An 18357-nucleotide genomic window follows, 5' to 3' on the forward strand; every position below is an offset into this window, starting at 1 on the left:
CAAAGGACGTGCCCGGTCTAGTGGCGAATCATTTCAATGACTTGCATCACGCCGGGGGTGGCGGCCGCCAGCTGTTTCCGCCACCCCCCGCCGCCTCAACCTCGGTGCTACCCCCTCTCCTCCGGCGTAGCGCAGCGCAGCGCAGCCTCAACCTGGGTCGGATCCCCCAACCCCGGTCCGATCGTCAACCCGGCTCGGATCCCCCAAACTGGGTCGGATCCCCCCCCGGGGATCCCCCAACCTGGGTCGGATCCCCCCAACCCCGGTCCGATCGTCAACCCGGGTCAGATCGCCCGGGGCGCCCCATCAGCCCCGCCTCCCCCGGCTCGGCCACGAACGCCCTCTCCTCGTACTCGCTGCGGGGATTCCACGCCGCATACCCGGCGCCCCCCGCGTCCTCGATCGCGCGGATCTGCTCCTGGATGTGCCACGGCGTGTACCTGTACCGCCTCATCGGGCGCGAGCTGTCCAGGTTGAACGCCTGGATCCAGCTCCGCAGCAGCGCCATCCGCCCCGGCAGCTCAGCCACCCTGCGCCAGCCTGCCGAGAGCGACGCATGGAGGGTCTCATACGGGTGATGCGCCGGGTTCGCGAGCCCGAAACTGCCGGGCTCCCAGTGCGATGGATACGGCATCGGCATCACGTAGTCGAACAGCTCCACCGCGTCCTCGATCCGCTGGCCAATGCCGTCCTGCGGCCCGAGCAGCGTGATCCCGAAGAGGTCCGCCGAGATCGGACGCGACGCCGCATCGCCGACCTCCGCGCGAAGGAACTCGAAGAAGGCGCGGATCGTCGGCGCCCTCTCCCCGATCGGCGTCCGCGACCGCGGCTCGCGCGCCGCCCCGTAGCGCACGTAATCATAGTTCACCTCGTCGAACCCGACCTCGAACGCCCGCAACGAGATCTCCGCGATCTCCCGCCACCGCGCCTCCGATCCGGGATCGTACCACCCCCGTGGCCCGCCCTTGAACGCGACGACCCGCGCGATGAGGTAAATGCCGGCGCCGCGCAGGGCCCCGAGCTGGTCCCTGGTCGTCTCGTCGTCTTCGTGGAGGAGCGCCCCTCCGTCCGATCGCACGTCGATGACCATGGAATTCAGCTCTGTCCGCTGGACCAGAGACGAGAGCCGATTCATCCGGTCCGCGTCCCTCGCTGCCGTGAAGTTCACGTAAACCGCCTTGGTGACCGTGGTCATGCTGTTCCCCCGGTCGAGGACAGAGCACGTCACCGGCCACCCGGACCGAGCGCGTCGGAGCACCACGCCGGCCCCCGCCGACGCACACCGCCCGCGCGCCTCCTCTCCCTCTCCGCCTTATCGCTGCTCCGGAGCCACACGCCTGCGCATCACGGCACTCCCGGGGCCACCCCGAAAGGGTGCTCCTGCATGTACGCCAGGATCGTCTCCCGGCCTGGAATCCCGCCCATGCCCGGATGCTCGACCCCGAACGAGGCGGCAACGTTGGCGAAGCGCGCTGACGCCACCGGATCGCCGCTCTCTTCGAGCCGGATCATGAACGCCGTCGCAAACACGTCGCCCGCGCCCGTCGGATCGACCTCCTCGGCCGGACGAGGAGCGATCCTGGTCTTCACGATCGCCCCGCCCGCACCACGCTGAACCAGCGTGCTCCCTTCCCGCGACGCGGTGACCACCACGAGCGGCACGCGCTCGAGGAACGGATCGAGGCGGCTCGGGTCGTGCTCGATGTCCTCCTCCGACAGCACGACGACATCCAGACGAGAGAGGATCCCGCCCGCGTCATCCCACCGCTTGCTGTACACCCGCCCGGCGTCGTCCCACCGCCGCATCCATCCCTGCGGCGCGGCGACCACCAGCGTCTCCTCGGCGAAGACACCCGCCACGTCAGGACCGATCTCGTCCACGATCGGACCGAGCAGCACCGCCCGCGGCCGGCGCAGGCGGCCCTCGATATCGCTGGACCTGATCGGCAGCGCCCGCGCATGGCAGTACTGCACCCGACCCTGCGCGGTGTACACGTTGGCGAACGTCGTCGTGGCCGGCGACGGCAGCGCCATCACCTCCGCTTCCGCCGGCAGCGCCGACAGATCCGTCGACGCCGCGGCGCGCGTGACCACCGTCGGCGCGCGGCCGAGCCGCACCGCCGTGACGGCCCCGAAGCTGACCGTACCGCCGAGGCGGTAGTCGCTGTGCGGATCGGCGCTCAGCAGATCTCGAGTGATATGCCCGATGAGCAGGATATCCGGGTGGCTCATGGCCTCGAATCTCCCAGGCGCACGATCGTAGCACCCCCCCCGGCGATCCTCGATCGATGCGCCCACCCCGGGAGGCGGCCCATCGGTCACAAGATCGGCTCCCCGGCGCCACGCCTCCAGGCCGGAAGCCCCTCCAGCTCCCCTGCCCCCTTGTCCGGATCAGCCGCGCATCGCCTGGATCGGGCTGATCCGCGCAGCGCGGAGCGCCGGGAAAAACCCGCCGAGCAGGCCCATCACCGCCGCGATCGCCACCGACGTCAGCAGGATCCCGGGCGTCGGCTCGAACGTGAACACGACCTCCGACCAGCTCGCGAAATTGACGGTCGAGAAGCGCACGAACCTCATCCCGAGCGCGGCGAGCACGCCGAGCGCCCCGCCCGCCAGCGCGAGGAGGACCGACTCGATGAGGAACGACACGAGGATGCTGAACCGCGAGAAGCCCAGCGCCCGCAGCGTGCCTATCTCGCGCTGCCGGTTCGCGATCGACGAGTGCATCGTGATCATCGCGCCGATCATCGCGCCAATCGAGAAGAACACCGCGATGAGCACGCCCATCACCTTGATGAACATGCTCGTCCCCTCGGACTGCTTCTCGTAATAGACGCTCTCGCGCATCACCTCGAGCCCGAGGTTCCGGTTCTGCTCGATCGACGCCTCGAACGCGTCGAACTTGCTGGCCGAGGCGAGCCGCGCCCGCACCGCGGAGACGCCCCCCTCGCGGCCGAACGCCGATCGCGTCGTGTGCAGGTCGGCCCAGACCTCGGACTCCGACGAGGAGCCGCCGTCGTCGAACACCCCCACGACCTTCACCGGCCGGTTCTTTCGCAGCTCGAACGACTCGCCGATCGACAGGCCCTTGAAGCGGCCGTTGATCGCCTTGCCCACGATCACCTCGTCCGTGCCCGGCTGCGCCGGCCGGCCCTCGATGATCTTCACGTGCGAGCGGAACGCGAGCACGTCGTCGGGCACCCCGCGCACCTGCACGTTGGAGATGCCTTCCGTGCCGAGCTTGTCGAGGAGGATGACCGCCACCACCTCCCCCACCCCGTCCGGCTTGCCGTCCTGCCGCTTCGCGACCTCGGCGCTCGCGAGGATCACGCCGATCTGCTGCTCCTCGATGCTGCTCACCATCTCGGCGTCGGAGCCCTTCCGCATCACGATCGCGACGTCGTCCCGCGCGGTGCGCCCGAGGGTGCGCTCCACGCTGTTCGCGAGCATCAGCACCGACGCGAACACGAACACCACGAGGCCGAGACCGGACGCCGTCGCGAGGGTCGTCGTCTTGCGCACCACCAGATTTCGAACGTTGTAGGCGACGGGGATCATGAGCGCTCTCTCCCGCTTTCAGGGTGTCGAAGACAGGCTGCGTGGGTCGCTCACGCCACGCGCCGGAGCGCGTCGGTGACCGAGAGTTTCGAGGCGTTGTACGCCGGGATGAGCGACGCGACGAGCGACAGCCCCATCGAGAGCAGCACCGCCATGACCATCGTCGAAGGCGCGATCCGGAAATAAGGGAACCAGGCGCCCATGTCCTCCTCCAGCCACCGGCCCAGCCCGAGCTCGACGATCGGATACGAGACCACGAGCCCGAGGAACCCGGCCAGCAGCCCGATGGTCGCCGCCTCCCCGACGATGAAGATCCTCACGTGCTTCGGCTCGAACCCGAGCGCGCGCAGCACGCCGTACTCCCGCGTCCGCTCCCGGACGCCCATGGCGATCGTGTTGCCGAGGATCATCATCATGATGAGAAGGATGATGATGGACACGACGTTGAGCGCCGTCAGCACGGCCGACATCATCGCCATGAACGACAGGTTCATCGCCCGCTCGCTCATCGTCGCCGTCTGGACGTCCTTCTCGTCGAAGATCTTGTCGATCGCCGCGCTGATGTCCGCGCTCCGCGACGGGTCGTCGATCCGGGCGGTCATCCAGCCGATCTGGTCGCGCTGCCGCTCGGGGAGCGACTCGTTCAGGTAGTCGTAGTGAAAGATGAACTGCGACCTGTCGATCGACTTGCGCGTCGCCGTGTAGATCCCCGAGACGTTGAACTGCCAGTTTCCGGGGTAGATCGTCCCCTCCAGCGTCACCGTGTCGCCCGGCTTCACCTTGAGCCGGGTCGCGAGGACGTCGCCCAGGATGGCGCCCTTCCTGTCGCCCAGCCACCGCTCCATGTCCTCGGGCGAGACGACCATCTCATCATAGACCTTGAAGAAGGTCTTCGACTCGACGGCCATCGAGGCGAAGAAATTGTTGGCGTCGCGCGGGTCCTTGGCGCCGAACCAGCTCATGAAGGACCCCTCCGTCACGCCGGGGACCTCGCGGACCGTGTCCATGTAGCGCTTCGGCAAGGGGAGGATGAACGAGATCTTGTGCCGCGTCGCGATCCGGTCCTTCGCGGCGTGGTCGGCGGCGACGTTCCACGCCGTCAGCACCGTCCGGAGGAGCACGAACGCGAGCACCGCCACCACCGCGCCGATCACGGTCAGCAGCGTCCTGAACTTGTTGCGAAGGACGTTCCTGGCGGCGACGGAGACGAGGTTCATGACAGGTTCCCCTTGTCGAGCCGGCGCGTCACCGTCGCGCGCTCGGCGGCCTGCGGATCGTGCGTGACCATCAGGATGGTCTTCTTGAACTCCTTGTTGAGCTTCTCCAGGAGGGCCAGGATCTCGTCGGCGCTCTTGCGATCGAGATCGCCGGTCGGCTCGTCCGCCACGATGATCGTCGGGTCGTTCACGATCGCCCGCGCGATCGCGACCCGCTGCTCCTGGCCGCCGGAGAGCTGCCGGGGATAGTGGCCCATCCGCTCCTCGAGCCCGACGACGCGGAGGGCCGTCTGCGCGCGCTTCCGCCGCTCGGACGAAGACAGGTTCGTGAGCAGGAGCGGCAGCTCGACGTTCTCGACCGCGGTGAGCACCGGCATCAGGTTGTAGGCCTGGAAGATGAAGCCCATCGTCCTGGAGCGGAAGCGCGCCAGCTCGCCGTCGCTCATGCGCGTGAGGTCCTGCCCCGCCACGCGCGCCGAGCCGCGCGTCGGGCGATCGAGCCCGGCGATCAGGTTCAGCAGCGTCGACTTGCCCGAGCCCGAGGGCCCCATCAGCGCCTCGTACGACCCCTCCGGGACGTCGAGCGTGATGTTGTCGAGCACCACGATCGGCTCCTTGTCGCGGAAATAGCTCTTGCCAACCCCCTGCAGCTCGACAATGGGCTTCGGCTTCCCGTCGCGATACCCCTCGGTCATTCGCTCCCCTTTTCCTTCTCTTTGATCTTCTGACCGTCCGCGAGCTCGGCGGACGGCCTCGCCACGAGGCGCGCCCCCGGGGTCGGGCCGTCGAGCAGCTCCAGCCCGCCGGGCGCGGGGCCGCCCACCTTGATGGGCACCATCTTCACCTGGCCCTCGTTGACCACGAACACCACCTTGGCGCCGCCCCGCTCGACCACCGCGGCCTCCGGGACGACCCGCTTCGGCGGCTCCTTCATCGCCTCCTCGGACAGCGCCTCGGCGAGGAAGCTGACCCGCGCGCTCATCTCCGGCAGCGCCTCCTTTGGCTCTCCGACGAACTTCACCTTCACCGGGACGGTCGCCTTGGCGCGGTTCACCCGCTTGCCGATCTCGAGCGTCGTGCAGCGGTGCCGCTTCGAGGGATACGCGTCGAGGACCACCTCGCACGGCTTGCCGGGCTCGATGAGGTAGAGGCGCGTCTCCGGGACATCGGTCTCGACGACGAGCGACGCGAAGTCGGCGATCTCGACGAGGTGCGGCAGCTCGAGGCCGACGACCTCCCCGACCTCCGGCGGCTTCGTCATGATCGTGCCGCCGATCGGCGCGACGATCTTCCGGTCGGCCAGCGTGACCCGGAGGCTCTCGACGTCGGCCGCCGCGGCCTTGACCTCGGCGTCGGCCGCCGCCGCCGACTGGGTGAGCGAGTGCATGCGCGCGGTGAGGTCATCCATCGAGGCGCGGCCGGTCACCTGGCGCTCGACCAGCAGCCGCTCCCGCGCGAGCTGCTGCTCCACCTCGCCGATGCTCGCCCGGGAGGCCGTGGCGCGCGCCCGCGCCGCCGCGACCTTGGCCTGGGCCGCGGCCACGAGGCTCTTCTGGTCGGCGTCGTCGAGCTCCACGAGCAGGTCGCCCTGCTTCACCACGTCGCCTTCCTTGACGTGCACCCGCGCGATGCGGCCGGGGAACTTGGCCCCGACCTTGGACACGACCTGCGGGACCACGTACCCGGTCGACGTCACCGAGATCGAGGCCTGCGCCGGCGAGACCAGCGCGACCTCCGTGGTGGTCACCTCGGTCTTGAAGATCGCGCTCTGCGCCCTGGGCGCAACGAAGACCGCGGCACCGGCGACCGCCGCGAGCGCGAGCGCGACGATGAGGGCGGTGCGGAGCGGGCTCCGACGGTCGGGATCGACATCCCGCTGGATCCGGAGCGAGGCGAGATCCGAGCTGAGCTGGTCGGACACGGCGCCTCCTTATCACGCCTCCGTGTTGGCGTTTATATTCTAACGTTAAAATCCTGATGCGCGGCGTCCGCCCCCCTGATTCGTGGACGGGGTGTCGGCCGGTCCCTCTCGTGGCAATCCGCACGTCCCGACCACAATGCGTTCAGGATTGTCCGCCGGGCCCGGCGTGGGATCCCCGCCGCGCCCGGAGTGGACATCCGGCGCGCGCGATGGTGGCGACGGACGCGGCAGGTGCGCTGAGCACCGCGCACGAGGTAGGATGGATGCATGACGGCCGCCGGCAGGATCGAGCGTGCGCAGACGGATCTCCGGCGGAGAGCGCTGGCCGGAGACGACGGCGGGGAGGCGCGGCGCGGCCTGGTCGACGGGGCGGGGCGCCGGCAGGAGGCCGCGCGTGGCCGCTGACGCGACGTACGACGCCTTGATGAACGAGCCGAAGGAGCACCTCGCGGAGATGCTCCTCCTCGCGGCCCACGTGCTCACGGAGGCGATGGAGACGCCGCGCGCGTGCGACGCGCTCTACGTCATGGCCCACGTCCCCGAGACGGAGGACAGCCTGCTCCGCGGCGCGGTCGCGCTCTGGGAGCGGCTCTCCCGCGCGCCGAAGATCCTGGTCTGCGCGGACGGGCCCGCCTCCGGCTTCGCCGGCGGAGCGGCGTGGCAGCGGAAGCTCCGCGACGAGCTGGGCGTCCCGGGGAGCGCCATCGTCCTCGTCGGGGGAGCGCAGTACGAGGGCGACGACCGGAAGCCGGCGCTCAACTCGGCGACCGAGGCCCCCCCGGTGATCCGGTGGTGTCGCGAGCAGGGCGTGGCCCACCTGACGGTCGTCGCCCACCACTTCCACGTGCTCCGCGCGTACCTCGGCTTCGTCACGGCCGGCCGCGAGGCGGCGAGCCTCCAGATCGCGCCGTACGCCGTGGCCGCCCTCGCCCGCGACGGGCGGCACACGCACTCGCAGGGGACGCTCACCAGCACGCTGCCCGAGCTCGTCGAGAGCGAGATCGCGAAGTGCTTCGCCTACAGGAACCTCGCGCGGCCCGGCGAGGCGCGGGCGATCGCGCTGAGCCGCTACCGCGCGCGGCTTCGTAAAGACATCTGACGAATCGAGCGCTTCTGCCGGAAGTGCGGCCGTGGTAGCGGGAAGGGCTCATGCTGACGGAGAAGCGCCGATGTCGCCTCTGCAAGGGCGCGCGCCTGGAGACGTTCCTGGATCTCGGGGAGCAGCCGCCGGCGAACGCCTTTCTCCGCGAGGAGGACCTCGCGTCCGAGCGCCGCTTTCCGCTCTCGGTCGCGCGCTGCGCCGATTGCGCGTTCGTCCAGCTCCGGCACGCGGTGGATCCCGACCTCCTCTTCCGCGAGTACGTCTATGTCTCCTCCACGTCGCCCTCGTTCGTGCGCCACTTCGAGCGGTACGCCCGGGCGATGGACGAGCGGCTCGGGCTCTCCGGCGCTGTCACGCTCGACATCGGCAGCAACGACGGCGTCCTGGTGAGGCCGCTGCGCGCGCTCGGCGCCGAGGCGTACGGGGTGGATCCGGCCGCCGCGATCGCCGGGCGAGCGGCCGCGCACGGCGCGCCGACCGTGGTCGGGTATTTCACCGAGGCGTTCGCGCGGCGCTTCGCGGAGGAGCGCGGCAAGGCGAAGCTCATCACGGCCAACAACGTCTTCGCGCACATCGACGATCTCGACGACATCGCGCGCGGCGTGAAGGCGCTCCTCCGGGAAGACGGCCTCTTCGTCATCGAGGCGCCGTATCTGGTCGACTTCCTCGAACAGCGGCTCTTCGATACCGTATATCACGAGCACCTGTCGTATCTCTCCGTCGCGCCGCTCGTCCCGTTCTTTCAGCGGTTCGGGCTCGCGCTCGTGGACGTCGGGCACGAGCCGGTCCACGGCGGGTCGCTGCGCCTTTTCGTCGCCCACGCCGGCGCGCGCGCGGCGGGACCGAGCGTCGCGGAGCGCGTCGCGCGCGAGGGCGCCTCGGGCCTCGGCGACGTGGCGACGTTCCGGCGGTTCGCCGGCGCGGTCGAGGAGAACAAGCGCGCGCTCGTCGAGCTCCTCGCCGGGCTGCGGGCGGCGGGGAAGCGCGTCGCCGGGTACGGCGCGCCCGCCAAGGGCAACACGCTCCTCAACCACTTCGGCATCGGCCCGGAGACGCTCGACTACATCGTCGATGACAACCCGCTCAAGCAGGGCCTCTACACGCCGGGGATGCACATCCCCGTCGTCTCCGCGCTGGAGATCGAGCGGCGGCGGCCGGACCATCTGCTCATCCTGGCCTGGAACTTCGCGCAGCCCGTGATGGAGAGCCAGCGGGCGTTCGCGGAGCGCGGCGGCAAGTTCATCGTCCCGGTTCCAACTCCGACCGTCATCGGGTAAGAGAGCAAGCGACATGGAGCGCCTCATCGAGGACGAGCTGCGGAGTCTTGCGGGCCTTCTGGGCGACGTCGCCCGCCGGCTCGAGGGGAAGACGGTGCTCATCACCGGCGCGGCCGGCTTCCTCGGGAGCTACATCGTCGGCGTCCTCCAGGAGCTCAACCGGAGCAGGTTCGAGCGGCCGGCGACGATCGTGGCGCTCGACAACCTCATCACCGGAACGAAGGACAGCGGCTTCTTCGATCTCGACGACCCGAACCTCGTCTTCGAGACGCACGACGTGACGCGGCCGTACCCGCGCGGCGTGGACCCCGACTTCATCCTTCACGGGGCCGGGATCGCGTCTCCTGTGTACTACGCGAGGTACCCGCTCGAGACCATCACCGTGGCGGTCGACGGCATCCGGAACGTCCTCGACCTCGCGCGCCGCGCGCGGCCCGAGGCGGTGCTCTACTTCAGCTCGAGCGAGATCTACGGAGATCCGCACCCCGAGTTCATCCCGACGCCGGAGGACTACCCCGGTCGCGTCTCGCCCACGGGGCTCCGCGCCTGCTACGACGAGTCGAAGCGCCTCGGCGAGACGCTCGCGATGGTCTATCACCGCCAGTACGGCGTCCCGGTGACGGTCGTCCGCCCGTTCAACGTCTACGGTCCGGGGATGCGGCGCGACGACTCCCGCGTCCTCCCGAGCTTCCTGAACGCCGCGCTCGACGGGAGGCCGATCGAGATCCACCGCGGCGGGACGCAGACGCGCACGTTCTGCTACGCGACGGACGGGGTGAACGGCTTCCTGCGGGTGCTGCTGCTCGGCCGGCCGGGCGAGGTGTACAACATCGGCTCCGACGCCGAGGAGATCTCCATGCGCGACCTCGCGAAGAAGGTCGAGCAGGCCGTCGGCGAGCCGCTCGACCTCGCGCTCGCGAGCTACCCCGAGGGGTATCCGGTGGGCGATCCGAACCGCCGTTGCCCGGACATCACCAAGGCGCGCAGGGAGCTCGGGTATGCGCCGACGGTGTCGCTCGCGGAGGGGCTCCCGCGGATGCTCGCCTGGTACCGGCTCCTGCGGGAGACGGGGGCGGCGGGCGCCGCGCGCTGAGGAGGTCGAGGCGACGGGCGGCCCCGCGCGCGGCGGTGGCGCGCGCCACCGCGCGCGACGCGCAGGCGCGCGCGGCCCGGGGCGCGCCGAGGCGCTCGATCACAGGCCGAGCTGCTTGACGATCTTGTCGCGCGACGTGAGGCCCATGATCTGACCTGCCTTCTCGCCGCCCTTGAAGAGGATCAAGGTGGGGACGCTCCTGATGCCGAATCTCTGCGCGGTCTTCGGCGCTTGGTCGATGTCCACCGCGAACACCTTGACCTTGCCCGCGTAGTCCTTCGCGATCCCTTCGACGATGGGGGCGAGCTGCCTGCAGGGCCCGCACCAGGTCGCGCCGAAATCCACCAGCACCGGCTCGCCGGAGCTCTTGATCGCCTCATCGAACGTGGAGTCATCGAGTGCAGGGAGGGTTGCCATCTGCTCCTTCTACCACGGGCGCCGGCGCGGCGACGGCCTGTCAGGTGGTCGACCGCGCCGAGCTCGAGCGCGCGCACGCGGCGCGCCGTGTCGGCGAGGACGGCACGGCGACCCGCCGGGCTCGGTGCGGGAGACCGTTCCCCGGGGTCAGCTCCGCGGGAGGACCACGGAAGCGGAGCGGCTCGCGTCGCGGCGGCCGCGGCGAGCGCCGCAGGGCTTCGTCGGTCGGCGAGGATCTCGTCGAGGGAGCCGGCGCTCATCGCCCGCACGAGCCAGCGCTGCAGGGTCGCGGGCTCCTGGCAGGCCAGCAGGCGAGCGCGCTTCGTCCCGGGCACGGGATCCGGCGCACGCTTGCCGGCCGCCCGCGCCTTCACTTACCCTCTCGTTCATGGCCAACCCGACCGCGCTCCTCGAGACCTCCCTGGGCAACATCAAGATCGAGCTCTTCCTCGACAAGATGCCCATCACCGCCGGAAACTTCGTCAAGCTCGCGAAGAGCGGGTTCTACGACGGGCTGCACTTCCACCGCGTCATCAGCGGCTTCATGCTCCAGTTCGGGTGTCCGCGCAGCCGCGACCCGAAGAGCCCGCTGGCAGGCACGGGCGACGGGCCCGACGGGTGCATCCCGGACGAGCACCCGGCCAACGCCAGGCTCTCGAACGAGGCGGGCACGCTCTCCATGGCCAACACGGGTGATCCCAACAGCGGCTCGTGCCAGTTCTTCATCAACACGGTCCACAACGCCTACCTCGACTGGTTCACGCCCGGCCCGTCGAAGCACCCCGTGTTCGGCCGCGTGATCGAGGGCATGGACGTCGTGCGCAAGATCGAGACGGCGCGCACCGACGGGAGCGATCGGCCCCTCACCCCGATCCGCATGAACCGCGTCGTCGTGCAGGAATCCTGATCCGCGCAGCCGCGAGCTCCGCGCTGCCGCGATCGCGGCGCCCGTGCCCCATCCCCTCTTCGGGGCGGCCGAGGGGCTCACGGCCGAGAAGGAGCTCCGGATCCGCGAGCTCGGCGAGCGGCTGGCCACGCCGGAGCGCGGCGCCGCTGCTTCATGACCGAGATCGTGCGGTCCGGGTGCTTCGCGCGGTGTTCTGACTTACCGTGACGGGATGACCATGCGCTCTCGAACCATGAAGCCGCACCGCTCCTCGGTCGTCGGCGCCGCGCTCCTGGCCGCGGCGTCCGCCGGTCTCCCCGTCGCCCGCGCGGACAGCGGCCCTCTGGAGCCTGCTCCGGTGACCTACCGCGTGACGGATCCCTATGCGCGCAGCGCGGAGCACGAGATCCACGGCTTTCGCGTCGACCCGCCCTGCGCGGCCACGTCGGTCGTGCTGCTGCTCCACGGCCTCTCCTATGGCGCCGAGGCCTGGGATTTCAGCCCCGAGCACGGCTATTCGTACGCGCGCACCCTGGCCGACGCCGGCTACACCGTGGTGGCCATCGACCGGCTCGGCTACGGCGCGAGCACCCTGGATGACGGATACCGGGCGACGGTGGACGTGCACGCCGAGTTCGCTCACCAGATCGTCCAGCAGCTCCGCGGGGAGTTCGCGCACGTCGCGATCGGCGGCCACAGCGCCGGCGCCGAGGTCTCGGAGCTCGAGGCGGGCCTGTTCAACGACGTCGATGCCCTGATCGCGATGGGGTACCACCAGTTCCCCTCCACGCGGTTCCTCGCCGATTTCGCGACCGGCGACATCCCGCGCGCGCTGCTCAGCGATTACGAGTACTTCCTGGGCACGCCGTCCCATCGCGCCCAGATGTTCTATACAGCCGCCGCCGAGCCCTGGGTCGTCGCCGCGGACACCGCCGCCGCCCACCTGACGCCCAGCGGCGAGATCCTCACGATCACCCTCCAGCCCTCGCGCGTCCTCGCGCCGTTCGTCCGTGTCCCGGTGCTCCTGCAGCTCGCCGACAGCGATCGGCTGTTCCCCGCGGCGTTCGCGCCCCTCGCGGCGGCCAGCTTCATCCATTCACCGTCGGTGACGCTCGATACCGTGCCGCGGGCCGGCCACACGTACATGCTCCACCCCACCGGCCCCGCGGCCGGCGAGCGCATCGCCGACTGGCTGCGCGGCCGGCCCGAGACGCCGAGCTGCCAGCCCTGACTCCCGAGGAATGCCAGCCCGCTGCCCTGGGCGCAGGAGCCCAGGGTGCACCGCCTCCGACGCCCGCGGCCCCTCAGCCGCCTGCCGCGGCGCGATTCCCCGCGTCGAGGCCGCCCTTCTTGACGATGAAGGCGGCGATCTCCTCGACGCCCTTGTTCTCCTTGAGATTGGTGAACAGGAACGGCCTGTCGCCCCGCATCTTGCGGGCGTCGCGGTCCATCACCTCGAGGCTCGCGCCGACCATGGGCGCGAGGTCGATCTTGTTGATGATGAGCAGGTCCGAGCGGGTGATGCCCGGGCCGCCCTTGCGCGGGATCTTGTCGCCGGCCGACACGTCGATGACGTAGAGGGTGAGATCGGCGAGCTCCGGCGAGAAGGTCGCGGCCAGGTTGTCCCCGCCGGACTCGACGAACACGAGGTCGAGCGGGGCGAGGCGCTGCGCGATCTCGCGGACGGCCGCCAGGTTGATGGAGGCGTCCTCGCGGATCGCCGTGTGCGGGCAGCCGCCTGTCTCGACGCCGACGATGCGCTCGGGGCTGAGCGCGCCCGAGCGGGTCAGGAACTCGGCGTCTTCCTTCGTGTAGATGTCGTTGGTGACCACGGCGACGCGCCACTCGTCGCGCATGCGCTTGCAGAGGCGGTCGACGAGCGCCGTCTTGCCGGAGCCGACCGGCCCTCCGATACCGACACGGAGGGGGCCGTGGGTGCTTGTTGTCATGATCGGAATAACCTCGTGTGCTGGGTTTCGTGTTGCATCGACGAGAGATCGACGCCCGGCGTCGCGGCGCCGATGCGATCGAGCGGCGTCTCCCGGGCGCGCCGGGCGGCGGCGACGATGACCGGCTCGAGCGCCGCCACGATCCGCTGGCCGTCCGTCTGGCCGAGCGGGACGAGCCGGATCCCCGCCGAGACCAGGCCGGAGCCGAAGGCGTGCAGGTACGCCGTCAGCGCCGGATCGAGCGGTATGCCGTGCGCGGCCGCGGCGAGCCCGACCGCGACCGGGAGCGGCGCCTCGCCCGCGTGGCGCGCCGCGAACGCGTCGAGGCGAGGGTGCGGCCACGCGGCGCGGGTGATGGTCAGGAACGCGGCGCCCTGCTGCGCGCTCTCCAGCGCGAGCTCGCGGGTGCCCCGGAGCGCCGCGGCGAGCTCCGCCACCTCGTCGAGCTCGCCGTCCTGCTCGGCGCGGTAGGCGGCCGCGAGGAGCGCCGCGTCGACCTGGCCGGAGCCCTCGCCGAGGATCGCCGCGACCCACGCCCGGAGCTGCTCCGCCGTGCCCACGAGGCCTGCCTCGACCGCCCACTCCAGCCCGTGGCTGTAGCTGAAGCCGCCGACCGGGTAGGCGGGCGACATCCAGCTCATCAGCCGGTAGAGCGCTCCCTCTCCCACGGCGATCACCCGCGTCGGCCCTCGCGATCGTGCTCATGGTCGTGGGAATGCCCGTGGCCGTGAGCGTGGGAGTGCTCATGCTCGTGGGAGTGCCCATGTTCATGGGAATGCCCGTGAGCGTGGGAGTGCCCGTGTTCATGAGAATGCCCGTGTTCATGGGAATGCCCATGTTCATGAGAATGCCCATGCCCATGAGCGTGCGGCTGCCGGTCGTACGCGCCGCGCTCCGGCGTGAAGGGCGCGCGGAGCGGCGTCGCCTCGGCGCCGAGACCCCGGACCATGTCGACGATCACATGATCGTGCCGGATGAGGATCCGCGCGCCGTCGAAGGCGGCCGGGATATGCCGGTTGCCGATATGCCAGGCGATGCGGGCCAGGTCCGTCGCATGATGGCACGTGACCGCGACGAGCTCCTCGTCCGCCGCGCGGACCAGGAGCCAGGCGCCGTCCTCGAGGCGAAGGCCGTCCCCGTCGCCGAGCACGGTCGCCTCCGGAAGATCGAGCAGGAACTCCCACCCTTCGTCGGTCGCGAGCCGGATCCGCCGGCGGTGCCGGTCGTCGTAGGCGAGCGTCACGCACGCCTCGGCGGCGGTCTCGGGCGTGCTCCCGCGGGGAACGACCTCGATGGCGCGTCGCATGTCAGTACAGGAAGTAGCGCTGGGCCATGGGGAGCACCTCCGCCGGCTCGCAGGTGAGCAGCTCGCCGTCGGCCTTCACCGTGTAGTGCTCCGGATCGACCTCGATGCGCGGCGTCTCGCTGTTGTGGATCATGCTCGCCTTCGAGATCCCGGACCGCGTGTTCTCCACCGCGAGCAGCGGGCGCGACAGCCCCGCCGTCGCCGCGACCCCGCGCTGGAGCGACGCCTGGCTGACGAACAGCACCGAGCTCTCGATCGCGCTCCGGCCATACGCCGCGAACATCGGCCGGTAGTGCACGGGCTGCGGCGTCGGGATCGCGGCGTTGGGATCGCCCATCGGCGCCGTGACGATCGAGCCGCCCTTGAGCACCACGTCCGGCTTGACCCCGAAGAAGGCGGGCGACCAGACCACGAGATCGGCGAGCTTGCCGACCTCGACCGAGCCGATATGCCGGCTGACGCCCTGGGCGATGGCCGGGTTGATGGTGTACTTGGCGACATACCGCTTGGCGCGGAAGTTGTCGTTGCCCGGGCCGTCCTTCGCCAGCTTGCCGCGCTGGCTCTTCATTTTGTGGGCGGTCTGCCAGGTCCGCAGCACGACCTCACCGACGCGCCCCATCGCCTGGCTGTCGCTCGCCATGATGGAGATGGCCCCGATGTCGTGCAGGATGTCCTCGGCCGCGATCGTCTCCTTCCGGATGCGGCTCTCGGCGAACTTCACGTCCTCCGGGATCTCCTTCTTGAGGTGATGACAGACCATGAGCATGTCGAGGTGCTCGACGACCGTGTTCCGGGTATAGGGCCGCGTCGGGTTGGTGGAGGCCGGGAGCACGTTGGGCTCCCCGACCAGCGCGATGACGTCGGGCGCGTGGCCGCCCCCGGCCCCCTCGGTGTGGAACGCGTGGATCGTCCGCCCCTTGAAGGCGCGGATCGTCTCCTGGACGAAGCCGCTCTCGTTCAGCGTGTCGGAGTGGAGCGCCACCTGGACGTCGTACGCGTCGGCCACGGAGAGGCAGTTGTCGATCGCCGCGGGCGTTGTGCCCCAGTCTTCATGGAGCTTCAGCCCGCAAGCGCCAGCCTCGATCTGCTCGACGAGGCCGGCGGGCCGGCTCGTGTTCCCCTTGCCGAACAGGCCGATGTTGACCGGCAGCGCCTCGGCGGCCTGGAGCATGCGCCGGATGTGGAAGGGGCCGGGCGTACAGGTGGTCGCGGCCGTGCCCGCCGCCGGCCCGGTGCCTCCGCCCATCAGCGTGGTCAGGCCAGAACAGAGCGCCTCCTCGACGAGCTGCGGACAGATGAAGTGGATGTGCGTGTCGATGCCGCCGGCGGTGACGATCTTCCCGGCGCCCGCGATGACCTCGGTGCCGGGGCCGATGATGATGGTCACGCCGTCCTGCACGTCGGGGTTGCCGGCCTTGCCGATGGCGGCGATCCGGCCTTCCCGGATGCCGATGTCCGCCTTGACGATGCCCCAGTGGTCGAGGATGAGCGCGTTGACGATCACCGTGTCGACGGCGCCCTCGGCCTGCGTCCGCTGGGACTGGCCCATGCCGTCGCGGATGACCTTGCCGCCGCCGAACGTGACCTCCTCCCCGTATCCGTGGAGGGCAGTGAGGTCCTGCTCGACCTCGATGAGGAGATTGGTGTCGGCGAGCCGCACCTTGTCGCCCACGGTCGGGCCGTACAGGCTCGCGTAGCTGGAATGAGAGATCGGATGAGGCATCGCCGGGGTCTCCTAGAGTGAGCCGTTGATCTTGCCCTGAAAGCCCACGGCGACGCGGGCGCCGCCGAAGGCCACGAGGGGCACGTCCTCGCACGTCTCGCCCGGCTCGAAGCGCCTCGCGGTGCCGGCCGGGATGTCGAGCCGCATGCCACGCGCCTTGTCGCGGTCGAAATGGAGCGCCTCGTTGACCTCGTAGAAATGGTAATGGCTGCCGACCTGGATCGGCCGATCGCCGGTGTTCTTGACCGTGATCGTGGCGACAGGCCGACCCAGGTTGAGCTGGAGGTCGGCTTGCCCCGCGGGGGTGATGATCTCGCCGGGAATCATGGTTCCTCCTCCTCGCCTCTAGGCCTTGTCCTGGGGCGCCGAGTGAATCCCGAGCCGCGGGCCGATGGGGTTGTGGACCGTGACGAGCTTCGTGCCGTCGGGGAAGGTCGCCTCGACCTGGACGTCGTGGATCATCTCGGCGACGCCCTCCATCACCTGATCCAGGAAGATCACGCGCGCGCCTCGGCTCATCAGGTCCTCGACCGAATGGCCGTCGCGGGCGCCCTCGACCACGAAGTCGGAGATGAGCGCGATCGCCTCCGGGTAATTGAGCTTGACGCCGCGCTCGAGCCGCCGGCGCGCGACCATCGCGGCGACGGAGATCAGCAGTTTGTCCTTCTCTCGGGGGGTGAGATTCATCGACTCCTCCTCAGATCGACCAGAACCGCGGCATGCGCGCAGGATGGCCCGAGCGCGCCGCCCTGAGCCACGAGACCAGATCGGTGAGATCGCGCCGCACGTGCGCCGGCTCCGCGCCGAGCGCCCGGGCCACGAGCACCCCGCCGACGAGCGTGGCGCCCGCGCGGGACGACCCGCGCGCGAGCCGCGCGCGCGCCTCGTCGACCCAGGCGGCCGCGTCGTCGGCGACGAGCAGCGCGAGCCCCGCCGCGGTGGCGCCGCCGAAGCCGGCGGGGCTCGCGATCTGCGCGGCGATGTCGCCGGAGAGGGAGAGGGCGTCGGCCCACGCGAGGCGCCCTCCGCGCCGGACGCGCCAGACGTCGTGCAGCGCGCCGGCCGTGAAGCGCTCGCCGCGCGCCAGGCGGCCGAAGACGGTGAGGTCGAGCGCGAGGAGGCTCCCGCCGGGGGCGACGTCGAGGTCGACGCGCCGCTCGAGGCGGGCGTTGTCGAACAGGATGGTCTCCCGGGGCAGCCACTCGAGCGCGGCGCCAGCCTCGACGCGGAGGCCGAACGAGAGGCGGCTCGGGGCGCCCAGCGAAGGATAGATCTTCTCGGCGGCCTGGCTCGTCACGGTGGCGGTGGCGCCGCGGCAGGCCTCGACCGAGACGCGGAGGGCGTCGCCTCCGGCCGTGCCGCCGGATGTGGTGATGAACACGCCGAGAAGAGGCTCGTCCGGCTCTTGCCGCGGGAAGAGCATGCGGCACGGGGCGCGGTGCGCGACGTGCACAGGCCTGGTGCGGTCGTGATGCTCGAAGCGGACGTCGAGGAATCCGTTGTCCCGCTGCAGACCCAGGTGGTGCTCGGGGTAATCGGTCGGGTCAGCCATGAGGAACCCTTGTCGATTGTGCGCAAGCATCTTGCCCCGCCGCGGTGAGGTGCTCGTCGATCCGGCCTGGGGCTTGTACTCCAGCCAACGCAGCGCTGTCCATGGAACTTTGCTCCCACGGTGGTGGCCTGACCCGACCCAGGTTGGGGCCTGACCCGACCCAGGTTGGCGGGACCTCGACCGGGCGACCCGACCGAGGTTGGGCCAACAGCAACAGCGGGCCTTGACCCGACCCAGGTTGGCGGGGCCTCGACCGGGCGACCCGACCGAGGTTGGGGCGACCCGACCCGACCGAGGTTGGGGCGACCCGACCGAGGTTGGGCCAACAGCAACAGCAGCAGCCAGGTCGGGGACAC

General features: G+C 70.4%; 19 protein-coding genes. 5 read left to right on the forward strand and 14 right to left on the reverse strand.

The window, feature by feature from the left end:
• Positions 1 to 274: 274 nt before the first annotated feature.
• The 6 genes from WME76_RS31630 to WME76_RS31655 form a co-directional block, all read right to left on the reverse strand.
• Positions 275 to 1228 carry a putative glycoside hydrolase gene (locus tag WME76_RS31630; RefSeq protein ID WP_437955969.1) on the reverse strand — a complete coding sequence of 318 codons (954 nt, stop codon included), beginning with the start codon at positions 1226 to 1228 and terminating at the stop codon, positions 275 to 277.
• A gap of 116 nt (positions 1229 to 1344) precedes the next feature.
• The gene (locus WME76_RS31635) at positions 1345 to 2232 is read right to left on the reverse strand and encodes a PfkB family carbohydrate kinase (RefSeq protein WP_437955970.1); all 888 of its coding nucleotides are present in this window, start codon (positions 2230 to 2232) and stop codon (positions 1345 to 1347) included.
• A gap of 159 nt (positions 2233 to 2391) precedes the next feature.
• Entirely contained in the window at positions 2392 to 3558 is a 1167-nt protein-coding gene (locus WME76_RS31640) for an ABC transporter permease (protein WP_061620402.1), read from the reverse strand.
• A gap of 50 nt (positions 3559 to 3608) precedes the next feature.
• Positions 3609 to 4775: an ABC transporter permease gene (locus tag WME76_RS31645; RefSeq protein ID WP_437955971.1), complete on the reverse strand. Its 1167-nt coding sequence runs from the start codon at positions 4773 to 4775 to the stop codon at positions 3609 to 3611.
• The gene (locus WME76_RS31650; RefSeq protein ID WP_061620404.1) at positions 4772 to 5470 is read right to left on the reverse strand and encodes an ABC transporter ATP-binding protein; all 699 of its coding nucleotides are present in this window, start codon (positions 5468 to 5470) and stop codon (positions 4772 to 4774) included. Before WME76_RS31650 ends, WME76_RS31645 begins: the two co-directional genes overlap by 4 nt.
• Entirely contained in the window at positions 5467 to 6696 is a 1230-nt protein-coding gene (locus WME76_RS31655; RefSeq protein ID WP_437955972.1) for an efflux RND transporter periplasmic adaptor subunit, read from the reverse strand. The genes WME76_RS31650 and WME76_RS31655 overlap by 4 nt, the downstream gene beginning before the upstream one ends.
• Before the next feature lie 292 nt (positions 6697 to 6988).
• On the opposite strand from WME76_RS31655, the gene WME76_RS31660 reads away from it, so the two are divergent.
• Genes WME76_RS31660 through WME76_RS31670 form a run of 3 tightly spaced genes read left to right on the forward strand, consistent with a single transcriptional unit; the run spans position 6989 to position 10168 of the window.
• Positions 6989 to 7795: a hypothetical protein gene (locus WME76_RS31660; protein WP_437955973.1), complete on the forward strand. Its 807-nt coding sequence runs from the start codon at positions 6989 to 6991 to the stop codon at positions 7793 to 7795.
• A 50-nt stretch (positions 7796 to 7845) separates the two neighbouring features.
• Positions 7846 to 9075 (forward strand): class I SAM-dependent methyltransferase, encoded by a 1230-nt coding sequence (locus WME76_RS31665; protein ID WP_437955974.1) that lies wholly within the window; start codon positions 7846 to 7848, stop codon positions 9073 to 9075.
• Positions 9076 to 9088: 13 nt separating this feature from the next.
• Positions 9089 to 10168 (forward strand): NAD-dependent epimerase/dehydratase family protein, encoded by a 1080-nt coding sequence (locus tag WME76_RS31670; protein WP_437955975.1) that lies wholly within the window; start codon positions 9089 to 9091, stop codon positions 10166 to 10168.
• Positions 10169 to 10267: 99 nt separating this feature from the next.
• Here WME76_RS31670 and trxA read toward each other — a convergent pair whose 3' ends face one another.
• Positions 10268 to 10585: a thioredoxin gene (gene trxA, locus WME76_RS31675; protein ID WP_061620409.1), complete on the reverse strand. Its 318-nt coding sequence runs from the start codon at positions 10583 to 10585 to the stop codon at positions 10268 to 10270.
• A gap of 388 nt (positions 10586 to 10973) precedes the next feature.
• On the opposite strand from trxA, the gene WME76_RS31680 reads away from it, so the two are divergent.
• A complete protein-coding gene (locus WME76_RS31680; protein WP_061620410.1) occupies positions 10974 to 11492 on the forward strand; it encodes a peptidylprolyl isomerase in 519 nt (172 codons plus the stop codon).
• 217 nt (positions 11493 to 11709) lie between these two features.
• Positions 11710 to 12702 (forward strand): alpha/beta hydrolase, encoded by a 993-nt coding sequence (locus tag WME76_RS31685; protein WP_437955976.1) that lies wholly within the window; start codon positions 11710 to 11712, stop codon positions 12700 to 12702.
• Positions 12703 to 12775: 73 nt separating this feature from the next.
• On the opposite strand, the gene ureG is transcribed toward WME76_RS31685, so the two are convergent.
• Genes ureG through WME76_RS31720 form a run of 7 tightly spaced genes read right to left on the reverse strand, consistent with a single transcriptional unit; the run spans position 12776 to position 18001 of the window.
• On the reverse strand, positions 12776 to 13420 hold the full coding sequence (ureG, locus tag WME76_RS31690) for an urease accessory protein UreG (RefSeq protein WP_437955977.1): 645 nt from the start codon (positions 13418 to 13420) through the stop codon (positions 12776 to 12778).
• On the reverse strand, positions 13417 to 14097 hold the full coding sequence (locus tag WME76_RS31695; protein ID WP_437955978.1) for an urease accessory protein UreF: 681 nt from the start codon (positions 14095 to 14097) through the stop codon (positions 13417 to 13419). The genes ureG and WME76_RS31695 overlap by 4 nt, the downstream gene beginning before the upstream one ends.
• A complete protein-coding gene (locus WME76_RS31700; protein WP_437955979.1) occupies positions 14094 to 14726 on the reverse strand; it encodes an urease accessory protein UreE in 633 nt (210 codons plus the stop codon). Before WME76_RS31700 ends, WME76_RS31695 begins: the two co-directional genes overlap by 4 nt.
• Before the next feature lies 1 nt (position 14727).
• Positions 14728 to 16449 (reverse strand): urease subunit alpha, encoded by a 1722-nt coding sequence (gene ureC / locus WME76_RS31705; protein WP_437955980.1) that lies wholly within the window; start codon positions 16447 to 16449, stop codon positions 14728 to 14730.
• Between the two features lie 12 nt (positions 16450 to 16461).
• Positions 16462 to 16776 carry an urease subunit beta gene (locus WME76_RS31710; protein ID WP_437955981.1) on the reverse strand — a complete coding sequence of 105 codons (315 nt, stop codon included), beginning with the start codon at positions 16774 to 16776 and terminating at the stop codon, positions 16462 to 16464.
• Between the two features lie 18 nt (positions 16777 to 16794).
• Entirely contained in the window at positions 16795 to 17136 is a 342-nt protein-coding gene (locus WME76_RS31715; RefSeq protein ID WP_061620416.1) for an urease subunit gamma, read from the reverse strand.
• Between the two features lie 10 nt (positions 17137 to 17146).
• Positions 17147 to 18001: an urease accessory protein UreD gene (locus WME76_RS31720; protein ID WP_437955982.1), complete on the reverse strand. Its 855-nt coding sequence runs from the start codon at positions 17999 to 18001 to the stop codon at positions 17147 to 17149.
• Positions 18002 to 18357: the final 356 nt, after the last annotated feature.

The organism is Sorangium sp. So ce119, from assembly GCF_051524405.1.
Taxonomy (GTDB): domain Bacteria; phylum Myxococcota_A; class Polyangia; order Polyangiales; family Polyangiaceae; genus Sorangium; species Sorangium cellulosum_G.